The sequence below is a fragment of the Shinella agrisoli genome (assembly GCF_046557955.1).
GTDB lineage: Bacteria > Pseudomonadota > Alphaproteobacteria > Rhizobiales > Rhizobiaceae > Shinella.
Map to the genome: position 1 here is coordinate 65,177 of NZ_JBJIEP010000008.1, position 22,775 is coordinate 87,951.

The 22,775-nt window shown below is 66.3% G+C and carries 22 protein-coding genes; 14 read left to right on the top strand and 8 right to left on the bottom strand.

The genetic code is table 11. The annotated features are described in order from the left end of the window. Positions 1 to 161 precede the first annotated feature (161 nt). Entirely contained in the window at positions 162 to 2,168 is a 2,007-nt protein-coding gene (locus ACIIOY_RS10460) for a methyl-accepting chemotaxis protein (RefSeq protein ID WP_411034598.1), read from the bottom strand. A gap of 412 nt (positions 2,169 to 2,580) precedes the next feature. On the opposite strand from ACIIOY_RS10460, the gene rpmH reads away from it, so the two are divergent. The 4 genes from rpmH (at position 2,581) to yihA (ending at position 5,730) form a co-directional block, all read left to right on the top strand. After that, complete coding sequence (rpmH, locus tag ACIIOY_RS10465; RefSeq protein ID WP_037405882.1) at positions 2,581 to 2,718, top strand: 50S ribosomal protein L34; 138 nt, start codon at positions 2,581 to 2,583, stop codon at positions 2,716 to 2,718. A gap of 32 nt (positions 2,719 to 2,750) precedes the next feature. Further along, positions 2,751 to 3,143, top strand: coding sequence for a ribonuclease P protein component (gene rnpA, locus ACIIOY_RS10470; RefSeq protein WP_411034599.1), 393 nt, complete (start codon positions 2,751 to 2,753; stop codon positions 3,141 to 3,143). Continuing rightward, positions 3,143 to 4,939: a membrane protein insertase YidC gene (yidC, locus tag ACIIOY_RS10475; protein ID WP_411034600.1), complete on the top strand. Its 1,797-nt coding sequence runs from the start codon at positions 3,143 to 3,145 to the stop codon at positions 4,937 to 4,939. The genes rnpA and yidC overlap by 1 nt, the downstream gene beginning before the upstream one ends. Before the next feature lie 137 nt (positions 4,940 to 5,076). Next, entirely contained in the window at positions 5,077 to 5,730 is a 654-nt protein-coding gene (gene yihA / locus ACIIOY_RS10480) for a ribosome biogenesis GTP-binding protein YihA/YsxC (RefSeq protein WP_411034601.1), read from the top strand. A gap of 47 nt (positions 5,731 to 5,777) precedes the next feature. Here yihA and ACIIOY_RS10485 read toward each other — a convergent pair whose 3' ends face one another. Further along, positions 5,778 to 6,512, bottom strand: coding sequence for an anti-sigma factor (locus tag ACIIOY_RS10485; protein ID WP_411034602.1), 735 nt, complete (start codon positions 6,510 to 6,512; stop codon positions 5,778 to 5,780). Between the two features lie 243 nt (positions 6,513 to 6,755). Here ACIIOY_RS10485 and argB point away from each other — a divergent pair, with 243 nt between their 5' ends. Then, positions 6,756 to 7,643: an acetylglutamate kinase gene (gene argB, locus ACIIOY_RS10490; RefSeq protein ID WP_411034603.1), complete on the top strand. Its 888-nt coding sequence runs from the start codon at positions 6,756 to 6,758 to the stop codon at positions 7,641 to 7,643. On the opposite strand, the gene ACIIOY_RS10495 is transcribed toward argB, so the two are convergent. Continuing rightward, positions 7,644 to 8,417 (bottom strand): sterol desaturase family protein, encoded by a 774-nt coding sequence (locus ACIIOY_RS10495; RefSeq protein ID WP_411034604.1) that lies wholly within the window; start codon positions 8,415 to 8,417, stop codon positions 7,644 to 7,646. It lies immediately after the preceding gene. A 106-nt stretch (positions 8,418 to 8,523) separates the two neighbouring features. After that, positions 8,524 to 9,441: an EamA family transporter gene (locus tag ACIIOY_RS10500; protein WP_411034605.1), complete on the bottom strand. Its 918-nt coding sequence runs from the start codon at positions 9,439 to 9,441 to the stop codon at positions 8,524 to 8,526. Positions 9,442 to 9,542: 101 nt separating this feature from the next. Between ACIIOY_RS10500 and ACIIOY_RS10505 the strand changes: the two genes are divergently transcribed. After that, a complete protein-coding gene (locus ACIIOY_RS10505; protein WP_411034606.1) occupies positions 9,543 to 10,238 on the top strand; it encodes a pyrimidine 5'-nucleotidase in 696 nt (231 codons plus the stop codon). A 143-nt stretch (positions 10,239 to 10,381) separates the two neighbouring features. Beyond that, a complete protein-coding gene (locus ACIIOY_RS10510) occupies positions 10,382 to 11,329 on the top strand; it encodes an EF-hand domain-containing protein (RefSeq protein WP_411034607.1) in 948 nt (315 codons plus the stop codon). 46 nt (positions 11,330 to 11,375) lie between these two features. On the opposite strand, the gene ACIIOY_RS10515 is transcribed toward ACIIOY_RS10510, so the two are convergent. Beyond that, positions 11,376 to 12,272 carry an LOG family protein gene (locus ACIIOY_RS10515; protein ID WP_411034608.1) on the bottom strand — a complete coding sequence of 299 codons (897 nt, stop codon included), beginning with the start codon at positions 12,270 to 12,272 and terminating at the stop codon, positions 11,376 to 11,378. Positions 12,273 to 12,447: 175 nt separating this feature from the next. Here ACIIOY_RS10515 and dapD point away from each other — a divergent pair, with 175 nt between their 5' ends. The 4 genes from dapD (at position 12,448) to ACIIOY_RS10535 (ending at position 15,562) form a co-directional block, all read left to right on the top strand. Beyond that, positions 12,448 to 13,305 (top strand): 2,3,4,5-tetrahydropyridine-2,6-dicarboxylate N-succinyltransferase, encoded by an 858-nt coding sequence (dapD, locus tag ACIIOY_RS10520; RefSeq protein ID WP_411034609.1) that lies wholly within the window; start codon positions 12,448 to 12,450, stop codon positions 13,303 to 13,305. A gap of 4 nt (positions 13,306 to 13,309) precedes the next feature. Then, positions 13,310 to 13,696 carry a DUF805 domain-containing protein gene (locus tag ACIIOY_RS10525; RefSeq protein ID WP_411034610.1) on the top strand — a complete coding sequence of 129 codons (387 nt, stop codon included), beginning with the start codon at positions 13,310 to 13,312 and terminating at the stop codon, positions 13,694 to 13,696. Positions 13,697 to 13,785: 89 nt separating this feature from the next. Next, a complete protein-coding gene (gene dapE, locus ACIIOY_RS10530) occupies positions 13,786 to 14,979 on the top strand; it encodes a succinyl-diaminopimelate desuccinylase (protein ID WP_411034754.1) in 1,194 nt (397 codons plus the stop codon). Next, positions 14,966 to 15,562, top strand: coding sequence for a hypothetical protein (locus ACIIOY_RS10535; protein ID WP_411034611.1), 597 nt, complete (start codon positions 14,966 to 14,968; stop codon positions 15,560 to 15,562). Before dapE ends, ACIIOY_RS10535 begins: the two co-directional genes overlap by 14 nt. A gap of 1 nt (position 15,563) precedes the next feature. Here the strand turns inward: ACIIOY_RS10535 and truA are convergent, their stop codons facing one another. Genes truA through def form a run of 3 tightly spaced genes read right to left on the bottom strand, consistent with a single transcriptional unit; the run spans position 15,564 to position 17,810 of the window. Further along, positions 15,564 to 16,307, bottom strand: a complete 744-nt coding sequence (truA, locus tag ACIIOY_RS10540) for a tRNA pseudouridine(38-40) synthase TruA (RefSeq protein WP_411034612.1) — start codon at positions 16,305 to 16,307, stop codon at positions 15,564 to 15,566. Continuing rightward, complete coding sequence (gene fmt, locus ACIIOY_RS10545) at positions 16,307 to 17,251, bottom strand: methionyl-tRNA formyltransferase (RefSeq protein ID WP_411034613.1); 945 nt, start codon at positions 17,249 to 17,251, stop codon at positions 16,307 to 16,309. The genes truA and fmt overlap by 1 nt, the downstream gene beginning before the upstream one ends. A 34-nt stretch (positions 17,252 to 17,285) precedes the next feature. After that, positions 17,286 to 17,810 (bottom strand): peptide deformylase, encoded by a 525-nt coding sequence (gene def / locus ACIIOY_RS10550; protein ID WP_411034614.1) that lies wholly within the window; start codon positions 17,808 to 17,810, stop codon positions 17,286 to 17,288. A 111-nt stretch (positions 17,811 to 17,921) separates the two neighbouring features. Here def and ACIIOY_RS10555 point away from each other — a divergent pair, with 111 nt between their 5' ends. The 3 genes from ACIIOY_RS10555 (at position 17,922) to ACIIOY_RS10565 (ending at position 22,674) form a co-directional block, all read left to right on the top strand. Then, a complete protein-coding gene (locus ACIIOY_RS10555; RefSeq protein ID WP_411034615.1) occupies positions 17,922 to 19,115 on the top strand; it encodes a DNA recombination protein RmuC in 1,194 nt (397 codons plus the stop codon). Positions 19,116 to 19,159: 44 nt separating this feature from the next. After that, the gene (locus ACIIOY_RS10560; RefSeq protein ID WP_411034616.1) at positions 19,160 to 20,059 is read left to right on the top strand and encodes a ribokinase; all 900 of its coding nucleotides are present in this window, start codon (positions 19,160 to 19,162) and stop codon (positions 20,057 to 20,059) included. A 281-nt stretch (positions 20,060 to 20,340) separates the two neighbouring features. Further along, positions 20,341 to 22,674, top strand: coding sequence for a methyl-accepting chemotaxis protein (locus ACIIOY_RS10565; RefSeq protein ID WP_411034617.1), 2,334 nt, complete (start codon positions 20,341 to 20,343; stop codon positions 22,672 to 22,674). Positions 22,675 to 22,775: the final 101 nt, after the last annotated feature.

Below are 22,775 nucleotides of genomic sequence, written 5' to 3' on the forward strand. Positions count from 1 at the left end.
CGCAAGCGGCGCTCGACATCGCGACCCAGGGATCGACGACGCACCTTCGGCCATGGCCGACAGCCAATTATAGGAGATTGCGGCGATTTTTCCAACGCCGGCGCAAAAGCAGGGCGCGGCGATCGAAGACCGCCGCGCCCGATCAGCCGATCCGCTTCGGATCAGAACTCTTCCCAGTTCTCCTGGGCCGCCGTTGCCGTCGCGGCGGCGCGGTTGCCGCCGAAGGCCCGGGCGACATTGCCGATCATGCGGCGCGCGGGCGATTCGACGGGCCGGGTTTCGGTGCGCACGACGGCCACGCGCTGCACGGCATCGCCGGTGCGGAAGCGGGCGACGAGATCGGCGAGGCCGTCCGCTTCTCCCTTGAGCTTGTGCGTGGCGGCCGACGTCTCCTCGACCATCGCGGCATTGTGCTGGGTGACCTGGTCCATCTGGTTGATGGCGGTGCTGATCTCCTGAAGGCCCGTCGCCTGCTCGCGGGCGGCCGTGGCAATCGCATGGATGCGCTCGTTGATAGTGACGACCCGGCCTTCGATATCGGAGAGCGCCGAGCCCGTCTCCTGCACGTATTTGACGCCGACGGCCACCTCGTCGCCGGACTTGGTGATCAGGCCCTTGATGTCCTTGGCGGCGCTCGCCGCGCGCTGGGCAAGTTCGCGCACTTCCTGCGCGACGACGGCAAAGCCCTTGCCGGCTTCGCCCGCGCGGGCCGCCTCGACGCCGGCATTGAGCGCCAGCAGGTTGGTCTGGAAGGCGATCTCGTCGATCACCGAGATGATCTGGCTGATCTCGCTGGACGCCTGCTCGATGCGCCCCATCGCGTCGATGGCATTGCGCACGATATCGCCGGACTGCTTGGCGCTCTGCGTCGCCTCGCCGACCATGAGGCTCGCCTCGTTGGCGCGCTCCGTGGAGTGCTTGACGGCGGCGGTGATCTCCTCGAGCGCGGCCGAGGTTTCCTCCAGCGCCGCGGCCTGCTGCTCGGTGCGCTTGGACAGGTCGTCGGAAGCGGTGCGCAGCTCGCCGGAATTGGCGTTGATCGCATCGGTCGAAGCGCGTACCTCGCGCATGGTGCGCTGAAGCGTTGCAAGCGTCGCGTTCACGTTCTGCTGCAGTTCGGCGAAGGCGCCGCGGAAGCTGCCGTCCATGGTTTGCGTCAGGTCGCCCTCGGCCAGCGCGCCGATGACGCGGCGGGTCTCGGCGATACCCTCCTCGACGCCGGCGACGAGTTCGTTGACGCTGTTGGCGAAGCGGTTGAGGTCGTCGTTCTGGTAGTCCTTGCCGATGCGCGAACTGAAGTCGCCGGCCGCCGCCGCATGCACGACGGTCGCGATCGAGGACTGGAGATCGGCGCTCTTCTCGCGCAGGATCTGTTCCTGGGCGTTGAGGTCGCGCACGGTGATGGCGTTCTGGCGGAAGACGGCGACGGCAGCGGCCATTTCGCCGATCTCGTCCTTGCGCCCGGCATAGGGCACCTCGGTCTCCAGGTCGCCGCCGGCCAGCCGGTTCATCGTGTCCGTCACGTTCTGGATCGGACGGCTCAGCTCGTTGGTCGCGATGTAGAACGCGGTGCCGCCGCCGAGCACCAGGCCGACGCCGACGGTGCCGAGCACCAGCGTCAGCATGAGGGTCTCGAAGGCCGCCACATCGGCCTTGATCGCGGTCAGGTTCTCGTTGTCCGTCTGCACGACGGCGTCGATCTCCTTCTGGAAGGCCTTGCGGTTGGCGCGGTTGCTTTCGTTGTTGCCCTGCTCGTTGGCGGCCGCGGGCGAAACCTCGGTGCCGAGGCGCGCGGTCTCCGTGCGGAAGGCGCGGAATTCGGCGGCGCGCGCAACGACGGCGTCGAAGGCCGCCTTCTGCTCTTCCGGCACGATGGGGCGCCACCTGTTCAGAGTCTCGTCGATGCCGTCGAGTTCCTTGCCGATGCCCTCGGCGAATTTCTTGGCGGCCTCCACATCCTTGGAGGCGTAGATGCCGCGCGATTCCATGACGACGGCCGTGACCTGGCGGTTCAGGTGCTCGCCGAGGAAGGCGCGGTCGGCCGCGTTCTCGTACTGGCGGAGCTTGTCGCTGTACTCCGAGACCACATGCACGGCAATGCCGCCGATGAGGACGGAGATGAGACCCATCACGCCCACGATGAGATAAATCTTGCCGCGTATCTTCACGTCGCACTCCAAGGAAACCGTAGCGGATCGGCGAGGCGGCACACGCCCCTCCACCTGGCAGGAACGGTAAACGCTAAAAGTTAACTAGACTTTGATGCAACCACCCGAAGAATAGGAACATTCTTCGTGACTAATATTGCGTATGCCGGGGAATCCAAGGTATTCCGCCTCACCCTACGGCAGGAGGCATGCCGAAACGCAATCAAGGAACAACCGAGAATTGATTTAGCATTAACGATTGCGACAGGAATCCATGCGGGCGCGCCCGCAATTGACTTTCGACCGGCTTTGCCCTTATAAGCCGCGCACGTCCGGAAAGCGCGCCTTCCTGCGAGGGATAGGCTATGCCGGGCCGAAGCGCTCCTTGCGTAACGCAAACCCAAGAAGGGCCGCACACCGCGGTATTAAATAAATGTCGAAGCGTACCTACCAACCCTCCAAGCTTGTCCGCAAGCGTCGTCACGGCTTCCGCGCCCGCATGGCTACGAAGGGCGGCCGCAAGGTCCTGTCCGCACGTCGCGCCCGCGGCCGCGCACGTCTCTCGGCCTAAGGCCGTGCCTGCCCGAACAGAGGCGACGGGCAATGACGAAAACTGTTGAGAAATCCGCTGTCGGACGGCTGAAAAGCCGTCCGCAGTTTCTTTTTGTGCGCGAGGGCGAGAAGCGCAAGGGACCCATGTTCCTTCTCGAAGTACGCGACCGGCAGATGCCGGACGAACCGCCCCGCGTCGGCTTCACCGTCACCAAGAAGCACGGCAACGCCGTGGAACGCAATCGCATGCGCCGGCGCCTGAAAGAGGCGGTGCGGCTATCCGCCGGGTTTGCAATGGAGCCCGGACACGACTATGTGGTTGTCGCCAGACGGGACGTGCTGAACGCGCCCTTCAAAACCCTTGAAGCCGGCCTCAGGGACAGGATCGCGACAAGACAGAAACAGAAGCAGCAGCAGCGCCCTGCTGCTCCCGGGAAAGAGTGATGGAAAACAACCGCAATTATTTCGTGGCGATCGCGCTGTCCGTGGTGATCCTCGTCGCCTGGCAGTTCCTCTACGTGAACCCCAAGCTGGAGAAGGACCGCGCCGCGCTCGAAGCCCAGCAGGCAGCCCAGAGCCAGCAGACGACGACGTCCGGCGGCACGACGACGACCGCGACCGGCACGAGCGGCGCATTGCCGGGAGGCTCGGGAGCGGCGACCACGACCGAAACGCGCGACGCGGCGCTCGCCCGGTCCGCCCGCGTCGAGATCGACACGCCTTCGCTCTCCGGCTCCATCAACCTGACGGGTGCCCGCTTCGACGACCTGAGGCTGAAAGAGTTCCACGAGACCGTCGACAAGACGAGCCCGATCATCACGCTGCTCAGCCCGGCGGAGACCGAACACGGCTATTTCGCCGAGATCGGCTATGTCGGCAGCGAGGCGACCGGACCGGTCCCGGGACCCCAGACCGTCTGGACGCAGGACGGCACCGGCAAGCTGACGCAGACGACGCCGGTGAAGCTGACCTATACCAACGACAAGGGCATCACCTTCACCCGCACCATCTCGGTCGACGAACATTACATGTTCCAGGTCACCGACAGCATCGAGAACCGCACGGAAGCGGCGGTCGCGCTGTCGCCCTACGGCCGCTCGACCCGCTTCTTCAAGCCGTCCGACCCGTCCGTCTACGTGCTGCACGAGGGCTTCATCGGCGTGCTCGGCGATCTCGGCCTGCACGAGGTGAAGTACAGCGAGACCGAGGAGGACACGACCGTCGCGCCCGGCAAGGCGACCGGCGGCTGGCTCGGCATCACCGACAAGTACTGGGCGACCGCGCTCGTGCCGCCGCAGGGAACGCCCTACGAGACGCGCTTCTCCTATTTCCAGGACGGCCGACCGCGCTACCAGGCGGACTACCGGCAGGACGACATCACCGTCGCGCCCGGCCAGACGATCGAGGTCAAGAACCTCTTCTTCGGCGGCGCCAAGGAAGTGCCGATCATCGACCAGTATGAAGCGTCCTATTCCATCCCGCGCTTCGACCTGATGATCGACTGGGGCTGGTTCTGGTTCTTCACCAAGCCGATGTTCCAGATGATGGACTTCTTCTTCCGCTACTTCGGCAACTTCGGCATCGCGATCCTGCTCACCACGATCGTCGTCAAGGGCCTCTTCTTCCCGCTGGCCAACAAGCAGTACGCCTCCATGGCCAATATGAAGAAGATCCAGCCGAAGATGGAGGAGCTGAAGGCCAAGCACGGCGACGACCGCATGGCGTTGCAGCAGGCGATGATGCAGCTCTACAAGGAAGAGAAGATCAACCCGCTCGCGGGCTGCTGGCCGATCCTCCTGCAGATCCCCGTCTTCTTCGCGCTCTACAAGGTGATCTACGTCACGATCGAGATGCGCCATGCGCCGTTCTTCGGCTGGATCCAGGATCTTTCCGCGCCGGACCCGACGTCGCTGTTCAACCTGTTCGGTCTGCTGCCCTACGACGTGCCGCACTTCCTGCTCATCGGCGTCTGGCCGATCATCATGGGCATCACGATGTTCCTGCAGATGCGGATGAACCCGACGCCGCCGGATCCGACCCAGGCGATGATCTTCAACTGGATGCCGCTGATCTTCACCTTCATGCTGGCGACCTTCCCGGCCGGCCTCGTCATCTACTGGGCCTGGAACAACCTGCTCTCGATCATCCAGCAGGGCATCATCATGAAGCGCCACGGCGTGAAAATCGAGCTCTTCGACAACCTGAAGGGCCTCTTCGGCAGGAAAGCCAAATCGTCCTGACGGCATCTTCGACCGACGAGAAAAACCCCGGCCCCCGCGCCGGGGTTTTCTTTTGCCTCGTCCCCCGGGCGGCGGCGCGCTTGACTTTCGCGGCCAAAACCCGGAAGCGAAGGGCCTGACAACAAAGGCAAGACGCAATGACCGAGACGACGTCGCCGGACGACAAGCCGCTGTTCGGCAGGCCGTGGATCTTCATCCGCGGCGTGCCGGCCATGAAATTCCTGCCGCCGGAAGGCCCGCCGGAGATCGCCTTCGCCGGCCGCTCGAATGTCGGGAAATCGTCGCTGATCAATGCGCTCGTCGGGCACAAGGGCCTGGCGCGAACCTCCAACACGCCCGGCCGCACGCAGGAGCTCAATTATTTCGTGCCGGACGGCTTTTCGGGCGCGGAAGACGACCTGCCACCGATGGCGCTCGTCGACATGCCCGGCTACGGCTATGCGCAGGCGCCGAAGGAGCAGGTCGACGCCTGGACGAAGCTGGTCTTCGATTACCTGCGCGGCCGCTCGACGCTCAAGCGCGTCTATGTGCTGGTCGACAGCCGCCACGGCATCAAGAAGAACGACGAGGAAGTCTTCGCCCTGCTCGACAAGGCGGCCGTCTCCTACCAGGTCGTGCTGACCAAGACCGACAAGATCAAGGACGCCGGCGTGCCGCGCCTCGTCGAGGAGACCTTGCAGACGATCGCCAAGCGTCCCGCCGCCTATCCCGAAGTGCTCGCCACCTCGTCGGAGAAGGGCCGCGGGCTCGACGAACTGCGCGGCGCGATCATCACCGCGATAGCGCGCTGAAGCGTTCCCACGCGAAGTGTCGGGCGGTCTTGCGGCGTGCCTGAGGCTCAGTCGAACCGTGCGGCGCCCGAAGCGATGACCGGCCCGGTCGCCCTGCCGGTGGGCGAGCCGCCGAAGGGCTCGACGCTGACGGAGAGCGTTGCGCCCTGCACGAGGCGGGCACGCGTCTCGACCGGCACGACAAGCTCCCCCTCTCCCGTCTGCGGCAGGACGCCGAGCGAGACGGGCGCCTTGCCTTCCTCGGCGAGCCAGAGTTCCAGCGACTTCTCCTTCTCCGCGCCGCCGGCGACGGGCGTGACGCGCACGGCACCGCTCGCATCGTCGTAGCGCGCCACCAGGTTGACCGCGGCGCCCTCGCCCGTCAGGTCCGCAACCAGCCGGCCGCCGTTCACGGGACGCGGCGCAAGCAGCGCGCTCATCGACACGGCGAGGCCGGCGGCGACCGCGAGCGAGGCGAAGGCCAGCGCGCGCCAGAGCGCCAGGGAATGCCAGCAGCCGCCGGCGACCCTGCCCGACAGGACGGCATCGCGCGGGACGGCGCCGAGAAGGTGTTGCTCGATGGGCAGGCGGGCGCCCGGCGGCAGGTGCAGCGCCTCGTAGTCGTCGTTGAAGGCGGAAAGGTTCTCCTCCCAGCGGCTCACCATGGCGGCGAACTGGCGGTCCCTTGCCAGGCGCGCCTCCACCTTGCGGCGGTCTTCGGCGGAAAGCACCCCAAGCACGTATTCGCCCGCGATCACCTCGTCGCAGCAGGGTTCCCTCATTTCTCGGTCGGACGCCGTCATCGGCTCATGCACTCTCTCGTTTCGAAGGATCGCCGCGAGGACGGAGCCTCGCACTTCCTATATAGGCACGCGGAAACGCTTTTGCTCATGGAAACGCATGAGGAGCGCATCATATTCCCCAACGGCCTTCCTTGCCAACGCTCCCGGCCACCGCGCTCTCTTTTCCGCAATGTGGCCGACGGATCATTCCATCGTCACGAAACATGCGTTAAACAGGCGCCCACCCATTCCCACGAGGCCGCCATGTCCCTATCCGAAAGCGAAACCCAAGCCCGCCTTCTCGCCCAGGCCCTGCCCTTCATGCAGCGCTACGAGAACAAGACCATCGTGGTAAAATATGGCGGCCATGCGATGGGCAATCCCGAGCTGGGCAAGGCGTTCGCGAGCGACATCGCGCTCCTCAAGCAATCGGGCGTCAACCCGATTGTCGTGCACGGCGGCGGCCCGCAGATCGGCGCCATGCTGACCAAGATGGGCATCGAATCGAAATTCGAAGGGGGGCTGCGCGTCACCGACGAGAAGACGGTCGAGATCGTCGAGATGGTGCTGGCAGGCTCCATCAACAAGGAGATCGTCGCGCTCATCAACCAGACGGGCGAATGGGCGATCGGGCTTTGCGGCAAGGACGGCAACATGGTCTTCGCCGAAAAGGCCAAGAAGACGGTCGTCGATCCGGACAGCAATATCGAGCGCATCCTCGACCTCGGCTTCGTCGGCGAGGTGGTCGAGGTCGACCGCACGCTCATCGACCTTCTGGCCAAATCGGAAATGATCCCGGTCATCGCGCCGGTCGCGCCCGGCCGCGACGGCCACACCTACAACATCAATGCCGATACCTTCGCCGGCGCCATCGCCGGCGCGCTCAGCGCGACGCGCCTGCTCTTCCTGACGGACGTGCCGGGCGTGCTCGACCGGCAAGGCCAGCTCATCAAGGAGCTCTCCGTCGCAGAGGCCCGCGCGCTCATCAAGGACGGCACGATTTCCGGCGGCATGATCCCGAAGGTCGAGACCTGCATCGACGCCATCAAGGCGGGCGTCCAGGGCGTCGTCATCCTCAACGGCAAGACGGCCCATTCGGTGCTGCTCGAAATCTTCACCGAGCACGGCGCAGGCACGCTGATCGTTCCCTGATCAGGCGGAGGCGTCGCCGCCCTGCGGCGCCATTTCCCCGCCGAGCGTGAGCTTCAGCGGCTCTGCCTCCTTCTCGAAGGTCTCGACGCGCTTGTCGTAGACGGGCGAGATCGTGCCCATGGCGCGATCCCAGAACGAGAAGTAGTTCGCGAAATTGTACTTGAATTCCGCATGGTGCTGGTCGTGGTAGGTCGTGCACAGCATGGGTGAGGGATAGCGCGCGGACTTCGAGGCGAAATATTCGAAGCCCGCATGGCCGAACGTGCCGTTGACCTGGTCGAAGAGCCGGTTCGCCAGCAGGATCACCGGCGGAAACGGCACGATGAAGACGATCGCCGCATAAAAACCCTGGGACAGGGCGGTATCGACGAGGCCGATGGAATCGTTGCTCCAGACGGTCGGTGCGACGCTGCGGTGATGCTCCAGGTGGAAACGGTAGAACGCCCTGGTGTGCAGCAGGCGATGGGCGAAATAGAACCACGTGTCGAAGAGCACCATGCACAGCAGGAAGAGCGGCACCGCCGTCCACCAGGAAAACGCCCAGGGCGTCCATGTCCAGCCCTTGTGCTGCGCGAAGAGGCCGATCGAGACCGACAGGCACGTCACGAAGATCGACGCCATGCTCAGACGGATTTCGGCCATCTTGCGCTTCTCGCCGCGGCGGTTCTTCTGGATGCGCCGGTCTGGGTTGCGGTCGTTCAGCCAGGTGATGGCGAAACCGAGGATGAAGTAGATCGCCACGGTCGCCGCGTAGATCACGCCGAGCAGCAGCAAGAATTCCCCAATACTTCGCGTGAAACCGCCCATTCGCCCCTGATCCCCTCATGCCCCATGCCAGCCGGCGGCAAGCTAGCGTAGAAGGTTGCCGGGGTAAAGGTGCTCAACCATAGATGACAAGCGCAAGCACGCCGACGACGATGAGCGCGCAGCCGATGATCTCCAGCCGGTTGATGCGCTCCTTGAAGACGAGGACCGTGGAGGCGAAGGTGAAGAGCATCTCGACCTGCGCCAGCGCCTTCACCACCGCCGCCTGTTGCAGCGTCATGGCCATGAACCAGCCGAAGGAGGCCGTCGCGCCGACGAAGCCGACGAGCAGCGCCGGCCGCCAGGCCCGGGCGATCCGCGGCAGTTCCGCGCGCTCGCGCAGCAGCATCCAGCCGAACATGAGCGCCGTCTGCAGCACGATGACGAAGGACAGCGTATAGCTCGCCTGCATCACGTAGTCCGGCGCGGGCAGGCTTGGCGCCAGCGCGAGCGAGGCCGACCGGTAGGCGACGGCCGACACGCCGAAGAACGTGCCGGAGAGGAGCCCGATCGCCGCCGTGCGCGTGAAGACCGAGGTGAGGAGCGAGCGCAGGGAAACGACGCTGCGGGCAACCGAGATCACCATGACGCCGGCGACCGAGATCGCGATGGCGACCAGCGTACCGGGGGAAGCCCGCTCGCCCAGGAAGACGAGGCCGAAGAGGGCGGCCTGAGCCGGCTCGGTGCGGGAATAGGCGGTGCCGACCGCGAAATTGCGGAACGAGAAGAGGTGGACGAGCAGGAAGGTCGCGGCGATCTGCCCGACGCCGCCGACGACCGCCCAGAGGAAGAAGGAAGCGTTCGGGACCGGCAGGGGCCGCGCAAGCGCAAGCACGAGCACCGCCATGTAGAGGAGCGCGAAGGGCATGCCGAAGCCGAAGCGCACGAAGGTCGCGCCCGTCGTGCCCATCGCCCCTTTCAGATATTTCTGCATGGCCGAGCGGACGTTCTGGAGGAAGGCCGCCGCGATCGTGATGAGGACCCAGATTTCCATGCCCTGCCGCTAGCATGCGGGCTGCCGCAAATCCATCGCCCGCAGCGGCCGGCACGGAAAATTCCGTTTCCCTCGGACATCGCCCATGGCATAAACGGCCCATGACCGACCTTCCGAACAAAGCCGACTTCGCCCACGTGCGTGAATGGGTCTTCGACCTCGACAACACGCTCTACCCGCATCACGTCGACCTCTTCGCCCAGATCGACAAGAACATGACGGCTTACGTTTCAAGCCTGCTCGGACTGTCGCGGGAGGAGGCGCGGGCCTTGCAGAAGCAGTACTATTACGACCACGGCACGACGCTGAAGGGCCTGATGATCCATCACGACATCGCCCCGTCCGACTTCCTGGAAAAGGCCCACGCGATCAACTACGACGTGCTTTCACCGGACCTTCCGCTCGGCGAGGCGATCCAGGCATTGCCGGGCCGCAAGTTCATCTTCACCAACGGCAGCGTGAAGCATGCCGAAATGGCGGCGAAAGCCCTCGGCATCTTCCACCATTTCGACGATGTGTTCGACATCGTGGCGGCGGAATATGTGCCCAAGCCCGCGGGCGCGACCTACGACAAGTTCATGGCGCTGCACCGGGTCGACACACGGCATGCGGTGATGTTCGAGGACCTTCCGCGCAACCTCGTCGTGCCGAAGACGCTCGGCATGAAGACGGTGCTGCTGACCCCGCGCGACGAGAGCCACGAATTCGTCGACGCCTGGGAGAAGCGCACGCAAGAGGACAGGCACATCGACTATGCGACGTCGGACCTGACGGCGTTTCTCAACGCGCTTCTTTAGCCGGCGCGGTTACCGCGACACAATCCCGACACGGAAAAAACCCTTTCCCGTCAAAAGGTTGAATTACCAATTTGTAACTGGTGCATGCCGGCCTTCCCTCTATCCTGCCCTCAAGGGACGATGATGGATGGAAAGGAATGACCATGGCCAAAAAGGAACTTCTTCTCAGCGCCGTCGCAGCCGGCCTTCTTCTTTCGGGCACCACCGCTTTCGCCGCCAAGGGCGAAGACAGGCATCAGCCGCGCCGTGCCGCAATGATCGAGCGCCTCGATGCCGACAAGGACGGCAAGGTCTCGCTCGACGAGTTCAAGACGAACGTCTCGGCAGCCTTCGGGACCTTCGATGCCGACGGCAACGGCGAGGTGACGAAGGACGAGATCAAGGCGCGCCGGGATGCGTTCAGGGACGCCCGAAAGGCCGTCCGGGAGGCGGCCGATGCCGACAGGGACAAGGCCCGCGAGGCGCTGCGCGCTGCCGGCCCTTACAGCATGCCGGGCGCGGGCCGTATGTTCGACCGTGCCGATGCCGACAAGAACGGCTCGCTCAGCGAGGCCGAGGTGCTTGCCGCCGCCGAAAGGATCTTCGAACGCCGCGACAGCAACAAGGACGGCGCCCTCGACACGGCGGATGCCCGCCCCGGCAAGGGCAAGGGGCATCACGGCAAGGGCGGCGAACAGCGTGCCGAACGCATGCTGAAGCGCCTCGACGCCAACGGCGACGGCAAGGTCTCGCAGGACGAGATGCTGGCGCGCGCCTCGCAGACCTTCGAGCGCTTCGACGCGGACAAGAACGGCGAGGTGACGAAGGCGGAGGTCGATGCGAAGCGCGAAGCCTTCCGCGACGCCCGCAAGGCCTTCCGCGAGGTGAAGGCGACCGAGGGCGAAGCCCGGGATGCCGCCCGCAAGGCGCTGCGCGAAGCGCGGATCGACCGCCTGGGGAGCCGCATGTTCGAGCGCGCCGACGCCGACGGGAACGGCACGCTGACCAAGGGCGAAATGGAAACCGCCGCAACCGCCATGTTCAAGCAGCGCGACCGCAACGGCGACGGTTTCATCACCGCCGACGAGATCGGCAAGCGCCACAAGAAATAAGCGCATCGATTGAAAAACGCCCCGGCGATGCCGGGGCGTTTTTGTTTCAGCCCTGAGCGATTGCCGCGGCCTGCTCGGCTTCCAGCTTCTCGTAGAACCTGACGATGATGTCCCAGGCCTCGTCGGCCGTCTCGACGAACTGCATCAGCTCGACGTCGCCGGGCGCGATCGTGCCGAAGGCGGCCAGGGCCTCGAAGTCGATGATCTTGTGCCAGAATTTCCTGCCGAACAGGATGAGCGGCACGAGCGCCATGCGCCCGGTCTGCATCAGCGTCACGGTCTCGAACAGCTCGTCCAGCGTGCCGAAGCCGCCGGGGAAGACGGTCACGGCCTTCGCGCGCAGCAGGAAATGCATCTTGCGGATCGCGAAATAGTGGAAGTTGAAGCTGAGCTCCGGCGTCACATAGGGGTTCGGCGCCTGCTCGTGCGGCAGCACGATGTTGAGGCCGATCGACGGCGCGCCGACATCGGCCGCCCCGCGGTTGCCCGCCTCCATGACGCCCGGCCCGCCGCCGGTGACGACGACATATTCCTTGAAGCCGAGCTCGGCGGACTTCTGCGAGCACATGCGCGCGAACTTGCGGGCCTCCTCGTAGTAGATCGAGGCGGCTTCCAGATTGGCGCGCTGCGTCTCGTTGCGCGCCGCCCAGGCCTCCTGGCCGGGGGCGGGAATGCGCGCGCCGCCGAACATGACGACCGTCGACTTGATGCCGCGCTCGGCCAGCATCATCTCGACCTTCAGGAGTTCGAGCTGGAGGCGCACCGGGCGCAGTTCCTCGCGGCAGAGGAAATCGTCGTCGACATAGGCGAGCCGATAGGCCGGATGGGCCGATTGCGGCGTCTGCGGCACGACCGCGGCGCGGTACTTGTCCTGCGCGCTGTCTGCCAACGGATCCCATACGCCGTCCTTGCGACGCAGATTCTTCTTCCTCAGTCTTGCCATGTCTTCTTCCCTGCTTCCCGTCTCACGGGATTGCCGTTTCGCCCGTGCGACAGTATCTGCCGGAAAAGGGCTTCATCTTTCCGGGCACTTGCTCTAGAGCATTTTGCTGATTGATGAAATCGACCTTCCGGCATCCCGACAATCGAAAATAAGCGTCGAAGTTTAAGGAATTCCGATGAGCACGTCCGACCTCGCCACACTTTCCGCAACCATCGAGCGCGCCTTCGAGGAACGCGACGGCATCAATATCGGAACGCGCGGCGAGGTGCGCGACGCGGTGGAGACGGCCCTCAACCTGCTCGACAGCGGCAAGGCTCGCGTCGCGGAGCGCGGCGCGGACGGCACCTGGACGGTGAACCAGTGGCTCAAGAAGGCCGTTCTCCTGTCCTTCCGGCTCAACCCGATGGAGATCGTCAAGGGCGGCCCGGGCGACTCGGCCTGGTGGGACAAGGTGCCCTCCAAGTTCGACGGCTGGAGCGTCAACGAATTCGAGCGGGCCGGCTTCCGCGCCGTGCCGAACTGCGTGGTGCGCCGCTCGGCCTACATCGCGCCGAACGCCATCCTGATGCCCTCCTTCGTCAACCTCGGCGCCTATGTCGGTGAGGGCACGATGGTCGACACCTGGGCGACGGTCGGCTCCTGCGCGCAGATCGGCAAGCACGTGCACCTTTCCGGCGGCGTCGGCATCGGCGGCGTGCTGGAGCCGATGCAGGCCGGCCCGACCATCATCGAGGACAATTGCTTCATCGGCGCCCGCTCGGAAGTCGTCGAGGGCTGCATCGTGCGCGAGGGCTCGGTGCTCGGCATGGGCGTCTTCATCGGCAAGTCGACCAAGATCGTCGACCGGGCGACCGGCGAGGTGACCTATGGCGAGGTGCCGCCCTATTCCGTCGTCGTCGCCGGCTCCATGCCCTCCGACAAGGTCATGGCGAACGGCCAGCCGGCGCCCAGCCTCTACTGCGCCGTCATCGTCAAGCGCGTCGACGCGCAGACCCGCTCGAAGACCGGCATCAACGAACTGCTCAGGGACTGAAGCCATGGCGGCTGCCGGGGAGCGGAGGCCGGGCCTCGCCTGGCTCTTCTTCGGCTGGTCCGGCCGGCTGAGCCGGCTTCCCTTCGCGCTCGGCTGGGCCTTCTGGCTCATGCTGCTCTCGGCGGCGCTCGCCCGCATCGTCATCGTGCCGGAGGAGGATCCGTCCTTCCTCCTGTGGGCCATCGTGTTCTTCGGCGTCGCCATCGTCTCGACCGTCTCCTCCATCATGCTGACGATCAAGCGGCTGCACGACATGAACCTGCCGGTGCCGCTCATCATCTGTCTGTTCGTCCCGGCCATCTCCTTCTTCGCGCTCCTCGCCTTCATGGTCTGGCCGGGCACGAACGGCCCGAACGACTACGGCCGCCTGCCCGATCGTCCGAAAGACTGACGGCCGTGCGCATCGGCCGCGCGTGACAGGCCACCGGCGATCGGCTACACCTCGATTCCTCTCTTCCCTCGTGCCGTGACCGCATGCCCATGACCTCCTGCGACCCCATCGCCAATCTCGCCACGCTCATCCGCTGCCCTTCCGTGACGCCGGCCGAAGGCGGCGCGCTCTCGGCGCTGGCCGGCATGCTGGCGCCGCTCGGATTCAAGGTGGAGCGCATGACCGCGCGCGAGCCCGGCATGCCGGACATCGAGAACCTTTACGCCCGTATCGGCACCGGGGGGCCGCACCTGATGTTCGCCGGCCATACGGATGTGGTGCCCGCCGGCGACGAAGCGTCCTGGACGCATCCGCCCTTCGGCGCGGAGATCGAGAACGGCGAGATGTTCGGCCGCGGCGCGGTGGACATGAAGGGCGGCATCGCCTGCTTCGTGGCGGCCATCGCGCGCCGGATCGAAAAGAGCGGCCCGCCGAAGGGCTCCGTCTCCTTCCTCATCACCGGCGACGAGGAGGGGCCTGCCGTCAACGGCACGGTCAAGCTCCTTGAATGGGCGGCCTCACGCGGCGAGCGCTGGGACGCCTGCCTCGTCGGCGAGCCGACCAACCCGGACCGGCTCGGCGACATGATCAAGATCGGACGGCGCGGCTCCGTCTCCGGCACGATCACCGTGCACGGCGTGCAGGGCCATGCCGCCTATCCGCATCTCGCCGACAATGCGGTTCGGGGCGTCATCGCTCTGGCGGGTGCGCTGATGCACCCGCCGTTCGACGCCGGCACGGAGAATTTCCAGCCGTCGAACCTCGAAGTGACGACGATCGACGTCGGCAATCCGGCGACGAATGTCGTGCCGGGAAAGGCGAGCGCGAGCTTCAACATCCGCTTCAACGATACCTGGACGGCCGAGACCGTGATGGCCGAGATCGTGCGCCGGCTCGACGCCGCCGCGGCCGACGGGACGTTGCGGCCGGGCCGCGCGCCCGTGCGCTACGACGTCCGATGGGCCGAGCGGCCGAGCCACGTCTTCCTCACGCGCAACGACCGGCTCATCGCCTCGCTGTCGGGCGCCGTCGAAGCCGTCACGGGCCGTTCGCCGAAGCTGTCGACGACCGGCGGCACCTCGGACGCGCGCTTCATCAAGGACTATTGTCCGGTTGTGGAGTTCGGCCTCGTCGGCCAGACCATGCACATGGTGGACGAGCGGGTGGCGGTCGCCGACCTCGAGACGCTCACCCTGATCTACGAGACCTTCATCGAACGCTGGTTCGGCGATGCCCGGTCTTGACGAGGTCCTGCACTACCTCAACGGCATCTACCTGCTGCTCCGGCAGAGGCAGGAGGGGTTCGGCTGGCTCGACCTGACCTTGCGCGGCCTTGCGCGCTCCTTCTGGGCCTTCGTCTGGTGCCTGCCCGCCTTTGCCGTCATCTGGGCCTCCTGGCGGCTCTACTACCTCGCCAGCATGCCGGCCGGGACGGCCGCCGGCGTCAACTTCTTCGCCAAGCTGCTGGTGATCGACGTCGCCGGATGGCTGCTGCCGCTCGTGCTCCTCGCCGTGCTGGCGCGCCCGCTCGGCTATGGCAAATATCTCGCAATCGTCGTGACGGCCAGCAACTGGATCGCCGTCCCCTTCGCCTATGCGGCCGCCATCCCCTTCGCGCTGACGCTTCTCCTGCCGGCAAGCGCCCCCTTTGCCGGCCTCCTGCTCTATGCCGTCTTCGGCGCGAGCGTCGTGCTGCAGTTCCGCCTCGTGTGGATGTGCGTCGGCAAGCAGACGCTTCTTGCCGCCGCCATGACGGCGATCTTCGTGCTGCCGCCGATGATCGCCGGTCAGGAATTGCAGCGCCTGCTCGGCACGCTGCCGGGCTGAATCAGTAATCGACGGCCAGGAAGTAGAGGCCTTCCGGCGGCGCGACGGGGCCGCAGGCCTTGCGGTCGCGCGCCTCGAGCGCCGCGCGCACGTCCTCCACCGTCCACTTGCCCTCGCCCGCCAGCTTCAGCGTACCGGCGAAGGAACGGATCTGATTGTGCAGGAAGCTCTGCGCGGAGACGCGGATCTCGATCAGCTCGCCGCTTCGCGTCACCTCCAGCCGGTCGATGGTGCGCACCGGGCTGTTCGCCTGGCACTGGGCGGCGCGGAAGGTGGAAAAATCGTGCCTGCCGACCAGCACCTGGCCGGCCGCATGCATGACATCGTGATCCAGCTCCCTTGTGACGAACCAGGCGCGGTTCGCCTCCAGCGCCAGAGGCGCGCGGCGCGAGATGATTCGGTAGAGATAGTGCCGCCTCACCGCGGAAAAGCGGGCGTCGAAATCGCCCGGAACCTCCGCCGCGTCGAGCACGACGGTCCGCTCGCCGGCGAGCATCAGGTGGGCGTTGAGCGCGTTGCGGAGCGTGTGCTCCTTCCAGGTGCGGGCGAGATCCACATGGGCGACCTGCCCGAGGGCATGCACCCCGGAATCCGTGCGTCCCGCGCCGCGGATCGAAACGGTCTCGCCGGTGAGCGACAGGACCGCCGCCTCGATGGCGCCCTGCACGGAGTGGCCGTTCTCCTGCCGCTGCCAGCCGACATAGGGCGTGCCGTCATATTCGATGCGCAGGCGATAGCGCGGCATCAGGCGAGGACCTGGCCGGCGGGCACGGACGTGCCGCGCAGGAAATCGGCCGCGCCGAGCGGCTTGCCGCCGGCCTTCTGCAGGCGCACGAGCCGCACGGCGCCGCCATCACCGCAAGCAACCGTCAGCCGGTCGTCGAGAACCATGCCGGCGGGGCCGGACGAGCCTTCGCCGGCCCGCTCGCTCGCCAGCACCTTCACCCGCTCCGGCCTGCCGGCGACCGGCAGCTCGAACCAGGCGCCGGGAAAGGGCGAGAGGCCGCGGATATGGTTGTGCACGTCCCTGGCGGGCCGGGAAAAGTCGATGCGCGTTTCGGCCTTGTCGATCTTGGCGGCGTAAAGCACGCCTTCCTCCGCCTGCGGGGTGAGCGGCAGGTCGCCGGCCTCCAGCTTCGCCATGGCTTCGGCCATCAGCGCGCCGCCCGCCTGCATCAGCACGTCGTGCAGCTCGCCGGCGGTCATGGTCTCGCTGATCGCCACACGGCGGGTGAGGGCGACGGGACCCGTATCGAGGCCCTTGTCCATCTTCATGACCATCATGCCGGTTTCGCCGTCGCCCGCCATGATCGCCCGCTGGATCGGCGCCGCCCCGCGCCAGCGCGGCAGCAGCGAGGCGTGGCCGTTGTAGCAGCCGAGCCGGGTGCCGGCGAGGATCGCCTCCGGCAGCAGCAGGCCGTAGGCGACGACGACCGCCACATCCGCATTCAGGGCGCGGAACGCTTCGCGATCCGCTTCCGCGCGAAAATTGACCGGCGTGAAGACGGGAACGCCGAGCCGTTCGGCAGCCTGGTGCACCGGCGACTTCACCAGTTCGAGGCCGCGGCGGCCGGCAGGGCGCGGCGGCTGCGAATAGACGGCGACGATCTCATGGCCCGCCTTCGCAAGCGCTTCCAGCGTGGGAACGGAGAAATCCGGCGTGCCCATGAAGATGATGCGAAGGGCCATCGGTCAGCCTCCGTGAATGTTACGGGCGGCAGCCTCAGAGGGCCTTGCTGCCGCGCAGCTTCGCCGCCTTGGTGAACTTGCGGATCACCATCTCGCGCTTCAGCTTGGAAATATGGTCGATGAACAGCACGCCGTTCAGGTGATCGATCTCATGCTGGAGGCAGGTCGCCAGCAGGCCGTCGGCCTCGGTCAGCTGCTCCCTGCCCTCGCGGTCGAGATGCTTGACGGTGATCTTCGCGGGGCGCTCGACCTCGGCATAGTAATCCGGGATCGACAGGCATCCTTCCTCATAGACCGAGCGCTCGTCGGACGAGGCGACGATCTGCGGATTGATGAAGACCAGCGGCTTCCTGTCCTCGCCCTCCTTGGAGACGTCCAGCACCAGCATGCGCCGCGGCACGCCGATCTGGATGGCGGCAAGGCCGATGCCGGGCGCGTCGTACATGGTTTCGAGCATGTCGTCGGCAAGCTTCTTCACCTCGCCGTCCACGGTCTCGATGGGTTTGGAGGCCTGGCGGAGGATCGGATCGGGAAGGATTATCAGCGGCTTGATGGTCATGCGCCTCCTTAGCGTGGTTTTTGGGCGCTTTCAATCGACTTTGCCGGTCCGCCGCTCGATTTGTTCACGTTATGATCTGGTTTCCGCCGCAATCCGTGATATGGTCGCGGCATGATCGATCCCGCTTTCGACGCGCTGCTTTCCTCCTTCCTCGCCCGGCTCGGCGGTCCCGGCCCGGCGATGGCCCTGCTCGCCGCAGCGCTTCTCGCGCTCTTGGGTCTCCTCTCGGCCCGCCGCAGCCAGGCGCGCCAGCGCGAGGCGGCGGCGATGGCGGAGATGCGCTTTGCCGAGCTCTTGAAGGCGCAGACGGAAATGCAGGGCCGGGTCGCCGCCATGGCGGAGGTGTTCGGCGCCAAGCAATCCGAGACGAACCAGGCGATCAATGCGCGCCTTGACGGGCTGACGCAGCGGCTCGGCCAGTCGATCTCCGAACAGACGCGGGCGACGCACGAGAACCTCCGGCGCCTGCAGGAGCGGCTTGCCGTGATCGACAATGCGCAGACGAACATCCAGTCGCTGGCCAAGGACGTGGTGGGGCTTCAGGCAATCCTCTCCAACAAGCAGACGCGCGGCGCCTTCGGCCAGTCGCGCATGGAGGCGATCATCGCCGATGCCCTGCCGCCCGGCGCCTACCAGTTCCAGGCGCAGCTTTCCAACGGCGTGCGCCCCGACTGCACGATCCGCATGCCGAACGGACAGCCGCCGCTCGTCGTGGACGCGAAGTTCCCGCTGGAGGCGTGGAACGCCATGTCGGACGGACGCGCGCCGGAGGCCGCCAAGCTCGCCGCGCAGCAGTTCCGCCGGGACATGGAGACCCATATCCGCGACATCGCGGAAAAATACCTCATCGCCGGCGAGACGCAGGACACGGCCTTCCTCTTCGTGCCTTCGGAATCGATCTTCGCCAGCATCCACGAGGATTTCGAGGGCGTCGTGCAGCGGGCGCACCGCGCGCGCATCGTCATCGTCTCGCCGTCGCTGCTCATGCTGTCGGTGCAGGTGCTCCAGGCGCTGCTGAAGGACCAGCGCATGCGCGAGCAGGCCCATGTCATCCAGGGCGAGGTCGCGCGGCTGATGGACGATTTGACGCGGCTCGACGACCGGGTGCGCAAGCTCCACGGCCATTTCACATCCGCGCAGAAGGATGTCGACCTCATCCTCACCTCGACGGAAAAGCTCGCCCGGCGCGGCGCGCGCATCGGCGAGCTGGAATTCGAAACGGTTTCGGCACTTTCCCAGCCGGCGGAGAAGGCCGTCGAGAGCCGGACGGGCCAGCTGCGCCTGAGAGTGGTTGACGAGGACTGACCGCCTCGGGCATCGTCCGGCGGAAACGACAAGGGGCAGCTCTCATGATCACCGTCTTCGGCTCCATCAACATGGACCTCATCGCCACGCCTGAACGCCTGCCGAAGCCGGGCGAGACGGTGATGGGCACCAGCTTCACCACCGCCGCCGGCGGCAAGGGCGCCAACCAGGCGCTCGCCGCCCGCCGCGCCTGCTCCATCGTGCGCATGGCGGGCGCCGTGGGCGATGACCGCATGGCAAGCCAGGCGCTCGCGCTGCTCGCTGACGCCGCCGTGGACCTCAACGGCGTACGCTCCGCCGCCGAGGCGACGGGGACCGCCCATATCCTGGTCGCCGCCGATGGCGAGAACGTCATCGTCGTCGTGCCCGGCGCCAACGGCACGGTCACCGACGAGGACGCCAGGCGCACCCTCGCCGCCATGTCGCGCGGCGACTACCTGATGCTGCAGTTCGAAATCCCCAACCCGGCCATCGAGGCCGCGCTTGCCGGCGCGAAGGCGAAGGGCGTGATCTCCATCGTCAACATCGCCCCCTTCAGCGCCGCGGCGAAACGCCTCGGCGCGTTGGCGGACATCCTCGTCGCCAACGAGACGGAATTCGACCTCTTCGTCGGCAAGGGCGAGCTCTCGGACGAGGAGCGCGAGGCGGCCATGCAGAGGCTCCATGCCGAAAGCGGGCAGACGATCATCGTGACGCTCGGTGCCGACGGCGTCGTCGCCATCCGCAAGAACGAGATCCACCGCGCCGCCGGCCTTGCGATCGAGCCGGTCGATACGGTCGGTGCCGGCGATACGTTCTGCGGCTACCTTGCCGCCTCGCTCGATGCCGGCCTGTCCTTCAAGCAGGCGCTGCGCCGCGCGGCGGTCGCAGGCTCGCTCGCCTGCCTGAAGCCGGGCGCCCAGCCTTCCATTCCGTTCGCTCCCGCCGTCGATGCCGCGGTCTGAGCGGCCGCCTCTCCGGCAAATCCCGCAAATGCCATATCGGGCGTCGCTTTGCGGCGATGCCTGAAAATTCAGCCGGTTGCGCAGGCAGGCGCCGGCGAAGCTTGGCTATTTATTAATATTTTATCGGTTACTGAAGTCTCCAGACACCGGCCTTCGCGCAAGACGTCCGGTCCGTCTCCGGCGCTGGTCGCGCGCCCCGCCCTCCATGATGGAGATCCCCCTGCAAACGAATGTGCCTCTTCGCGGCAGCCGCCGCGGACGTCTCTCATCGTGAGGATTTCATGTTCAAGTTCCAGGCCAAGTCGCTTGCGACGAAGCTCATTGCGGTCACCGGCGGCACGATCGCCCTGGTGATGCTCGCCTCCAACACCGTTCTCATCACCCAAACGCAGAACCGCGTCGCCGATCTCGTCTATTCCAAGGCGGACACCGAGGCGAAGGCGATCGCGGCCGACATCGCGACCGATATCGGCCAGCTTGCGAGCGCGGCGCGCTCCATGGCGGGCGTGATCGGGCAGGGCCATTCCGGCGGCCATTTCGACCGCAGGGAAGTCGTCGACATCATCAAGGCGAATGCGGAAAAGAACAGCTTCGCGCTCGGCAGCTGGTTTGCCGAGGAGCCGAACGCCTTCGACGGCAGGTCGCGCGCGCTTCCCGAACAGCTCGAGACCGGTACGTTCAAGGACGGTTCGTTCAACCCCTACTGGACGAAGCGCAAGGACGGCTCCATCGTGCTCTCCACCTTCGCATCCGACTACAAGGCCGAGTGGTACGCGCTGGCCGCGAACAGCGGCAAGGGCGCGATGAGCCAGCCCTATGCGGAGACCTCGACCGGCGAGAACTTCACCATGGCCTCGATTGCCTACCCCGTCATGTCGGGCGGCAAGCGCATCGGCGTCACCGGCGTCGACGTCTCGCTGAAGACGCTCTACGACAAGCTCAGCCAGCTGAGGCCCTTCGGCGAAGGCCGGGTCATGCTGCTGTCGCAGACGGGCAAGTGGATCGTCGCCCCGACCGCCGATCTCCTGATGAAGGACTACGACGGCGAGGGCGCCGACATGGTCAAGGAAGCGCTCGCCACCGGGAAGACCGGCCACATCGAGAACCTCTCCTTCGACGAGCTCGCCTCCTTCGACCGCGTCGTCTATCCGTTCGCGCTTCCGGACATCAACACGACATGGGCCGTGCTGGTCGACGTGCCGCGCGCGGCGATCAACGCGCCGGTCAACGACCAGACCACCATGATGATCCTCGGCGGGCTGATCGTCCTCGGCACCGTCCTGGCGGGCCTCTACCTCGCCGTCCGCGCCTTCGTGCAGAAGCCGCTCGCCGGCCTCGTCGGCGACGTCGCGACCCTCAGCGACGGCATCTATACGCAGCCGATCTGCGGCCAGGACCGGTCGGACGAGACCGGCGCGGTCGCCAGGGCCCTGGAAGGCTTCCGCCACCGGCTCGCCGATACCAAGCGCCTCGAGGCCGAGGCCGACAGCCAGCGCCAGCTGACGGAGGCCGAGCGCAGCCGCTCGGAAGCCGAACGCGCCGAATCGAGCGCCCTCCAGCGCGACGTCGTCGCTCGCCTCGGCGAAGGCCTCGCCCAGCTTTCCTCGGGCAACCTCGCCTTCCGCCTCTCCGGCGATTTCCCGGGCGAGTACGGCAAGCTCAAGACCGATTTCAACTCGGCGATCGCCAGCCTCGAGGAGACGATCCAGACGGTCAACGCCTCGGTCGGCAATATCGGCGGCGGCACCAGCGAAATCTCCAAGGGCGCGGCCGACCTCTCGCACCGCACCGAGCAACAGGCGGCAAGCCTGGAAGAGACCGCGGCCGCGCTCGACCAGCTCACCTCGCAGGTCAATTCCAGCGCGGAGAATGCCCGCGTCGCCGCCAAGTCGGTCGAGACCGCAAGCGAGGATGCCAGCAAGTCCGGCGAGGTCGTGCAGAAGGCGATCGACGCCATGCACGGCATCGAGCACTCATCGCGCGAAATCTCCAACATCATCGGCGTGATCGACGACATCGCCTTCCAGACGAACCTTCTGGCGCTCAATGCCGGCGTGGAAGCGGCACGCGCCGGCGAGGCTGGCAAGGGCTTTGCGGTCGTGGCGCAGGAGGTGCGCGAGCTCGCCCAGCGTTCGGCCAATGCGGCAAAGGAGATCAAGACGCTGATCAACACCTCCGAGGTGCAGGTCCGCGAGGGCGTCGATCTCGTCGGCAAGGCCGGCAACGCGCTGGAGAAGATCGCCGAGCAGGTCATCCAGATCAACGGGCTCATCCGCCAGATCTCGTCTTCCGCCTCCGAGCAGGCCGTCGGCCTCAAGGAGATCAACGCGGCCGTCAACCAGATGGACCAGGTGACCCAGCAGAACGCCGCGATGGTGGAGGAAACCACCGCCGCCAGCATGGCGCTGAACGAGGAGGCCCAGACGCTGAAGTCGCTCGTCGCCCGCTTCCGCGCCGGCGCCGGCAGCCCCGCCGCGCCCCAGCCCGTGCAGCAGGCGGCCCGCCCGCAGCCTGCCCCGCGCGCCGGCTACCAGGCGCCGCGCGCCGCGGCCCGCGCCATGCCGCCTGTCGCCGGCAACACGGCGCTCGCCCAGGACGACTGGGAAGAGTTCTGACAAATCGGCGGCCTGACGCGGAAAGGGCCGGCGGGAACGCCGGCCTTGTCGTTCCGGAGGATTCCGGTCGTGTCCTGCCGGAGGCCATGCACATCCACCCA

What these genes read in the sequence shown, in the direction of transcription:
- ACIIOY_RS10525 (WP_411034610.1), top strand. Translation starts at nt 13,310, where the DNA reads ATGGCGGCTGCCGGGGAGCGGAGGCCGGGCCTCGCCTGGCTCTTCTTC.
- ACIIOY_RS10485 (WP_411034602.1), bottom strand. Translation starts at nt 6,512, where the DNA reads ATGACGGCGTCCGACCGAGAAATGAGGGAACCCTGCTGCGACGAGGTG.
- ACIIOY_RS10515 (WP_411034608.1), bottom strand. Translation starts at nt 12,272, where the DNA reads ATGGCAAGACTGAGGAAGAAGAATCTGCGTCGCAAGGACGGCGTATGG.
- yidC (WP_411034600.1), top strand. Translation starts at nt 3,143, where the DNA reads ATGGAAAACAACCGCAATTATTTCGTGGCGATCGCGCTGTCCGTGGTG.
- argB (WP_411034603.1), top strand. Translation starts at nt 6,756, where the DNA reads ATGTCCCTATCCGAAAGCGAAACCCAAGCCCGCCTTCTCGCCCAGGCC.
- ACIIOY_RS10555 (WP_411034615.1), top strand. Translation starts at nt 17,922, where the DNA reads ATGATCGATCCCGCTTTCGACGCGCTGCTTTCCTCCTTCCTCGCCCGG.
- rpmH (WP_037405882.1), top strand. Translation starts at nt 2,581, where the DNA reads ATGTCGAAGCGTACCTACCAACCCTCCAAGCTTGTCCGCAAGCGTCGT.
- fmt (WP_411034613.1), bottom strand. Translation starts at nt 17,251, where the DNA reads ATGGCCCTTCGCATCATCTTCATGGGCACGCCGGATTTCTCCGTTCCC.
- def (WP_411034614.1), bottom strand. Translation starts at nt 17,810, where the DNA reads ATGACCATCAAGCCGCTGATAATCCTTCCCGATCCGATCCTCCGCCAG.
- ACIIOY_RS10505 (WP_411034606.1), top strand. Translation starts at nt 9,543, where the DNA reads ATGACCGACCTTCCGAACAAAGCCGACTTCGCCCACGTGCGTGAATGG.
- dapD (WP_411034609.1), top strand. Translation starts at nt 12,448, where the DNA reads ATGAGCACGTCCGACCTCGCCACACTTTCCGCAACCATCGAGCGCGCC.
- ACIIOY_RS10500 (WP_411034605.1), bottom strand. Translation starts at nt 9,441, where the DNA reads ATGGAAATCTGGGTCCTCATCACGATCGCGGCGGCCTTCCTCCAGAAC.
- rnpA (WP_411034599.1), top strand. Translation starts at nt 2,751, where the DNA reads ATGACGAAAACTGTTGAGAAATCCGCTGTCGGACGGCTGAAAAGCCGT.
- truA (WP_411034612.1), bottom strand. Translation starts at nt 16,307, where the DNA reads ATGCCGCGCTATCGCCTGCGCATCGAATATGACGGCACGCCCTATGTC.
- dapE (WP_411034754.1), top strand. Translation starts at nt 13,786, where the DNA reads ATGACCTCCTGCGACCCCATCGCCAATCTCGCCACGCTCATCCGCTGC.
- ACIIOY_RS10565 (WP_411034617.1), top strand. Translation starts at nt 20,341, where the DNA reads ATGTTCAAGTTCCAGGCCAAGTCGCTTGCGACGAAGCTCATTGCGGTC.
- ACIIOY_RS10510 (WP_411034607.1), top strand. Translation starts at nt 10,382, where the DNA reads ATGGCCAAAAAGGAACTTCTTCTCAGCGCCGTCGCAGCCGGCCTTCTT.
- ACIIOY_RS10560 (WP_411034616.1), top strand. Translation starts at nt 19,160, where the DNA reads ATGATCACCGTCTTCGGCTCCATCAACATGGACCTCATCGCCACGCCT.
- ACIIOY_RS10535 (WP_411034611.1), top strand. Translation starts at nt 14,966, where the DNA reads ATGCCCGGTCTTGACGAGGTCCTGCACTACCTCAACGGCATCTACCTG.
- yihA (WP_411034601.1), top strand. Translation starts at nt 5,077, where the DNA reads ATGACCGAGACGACGTCGCCGGACGACAAGCCGCTGTTCGGCAGGCCG.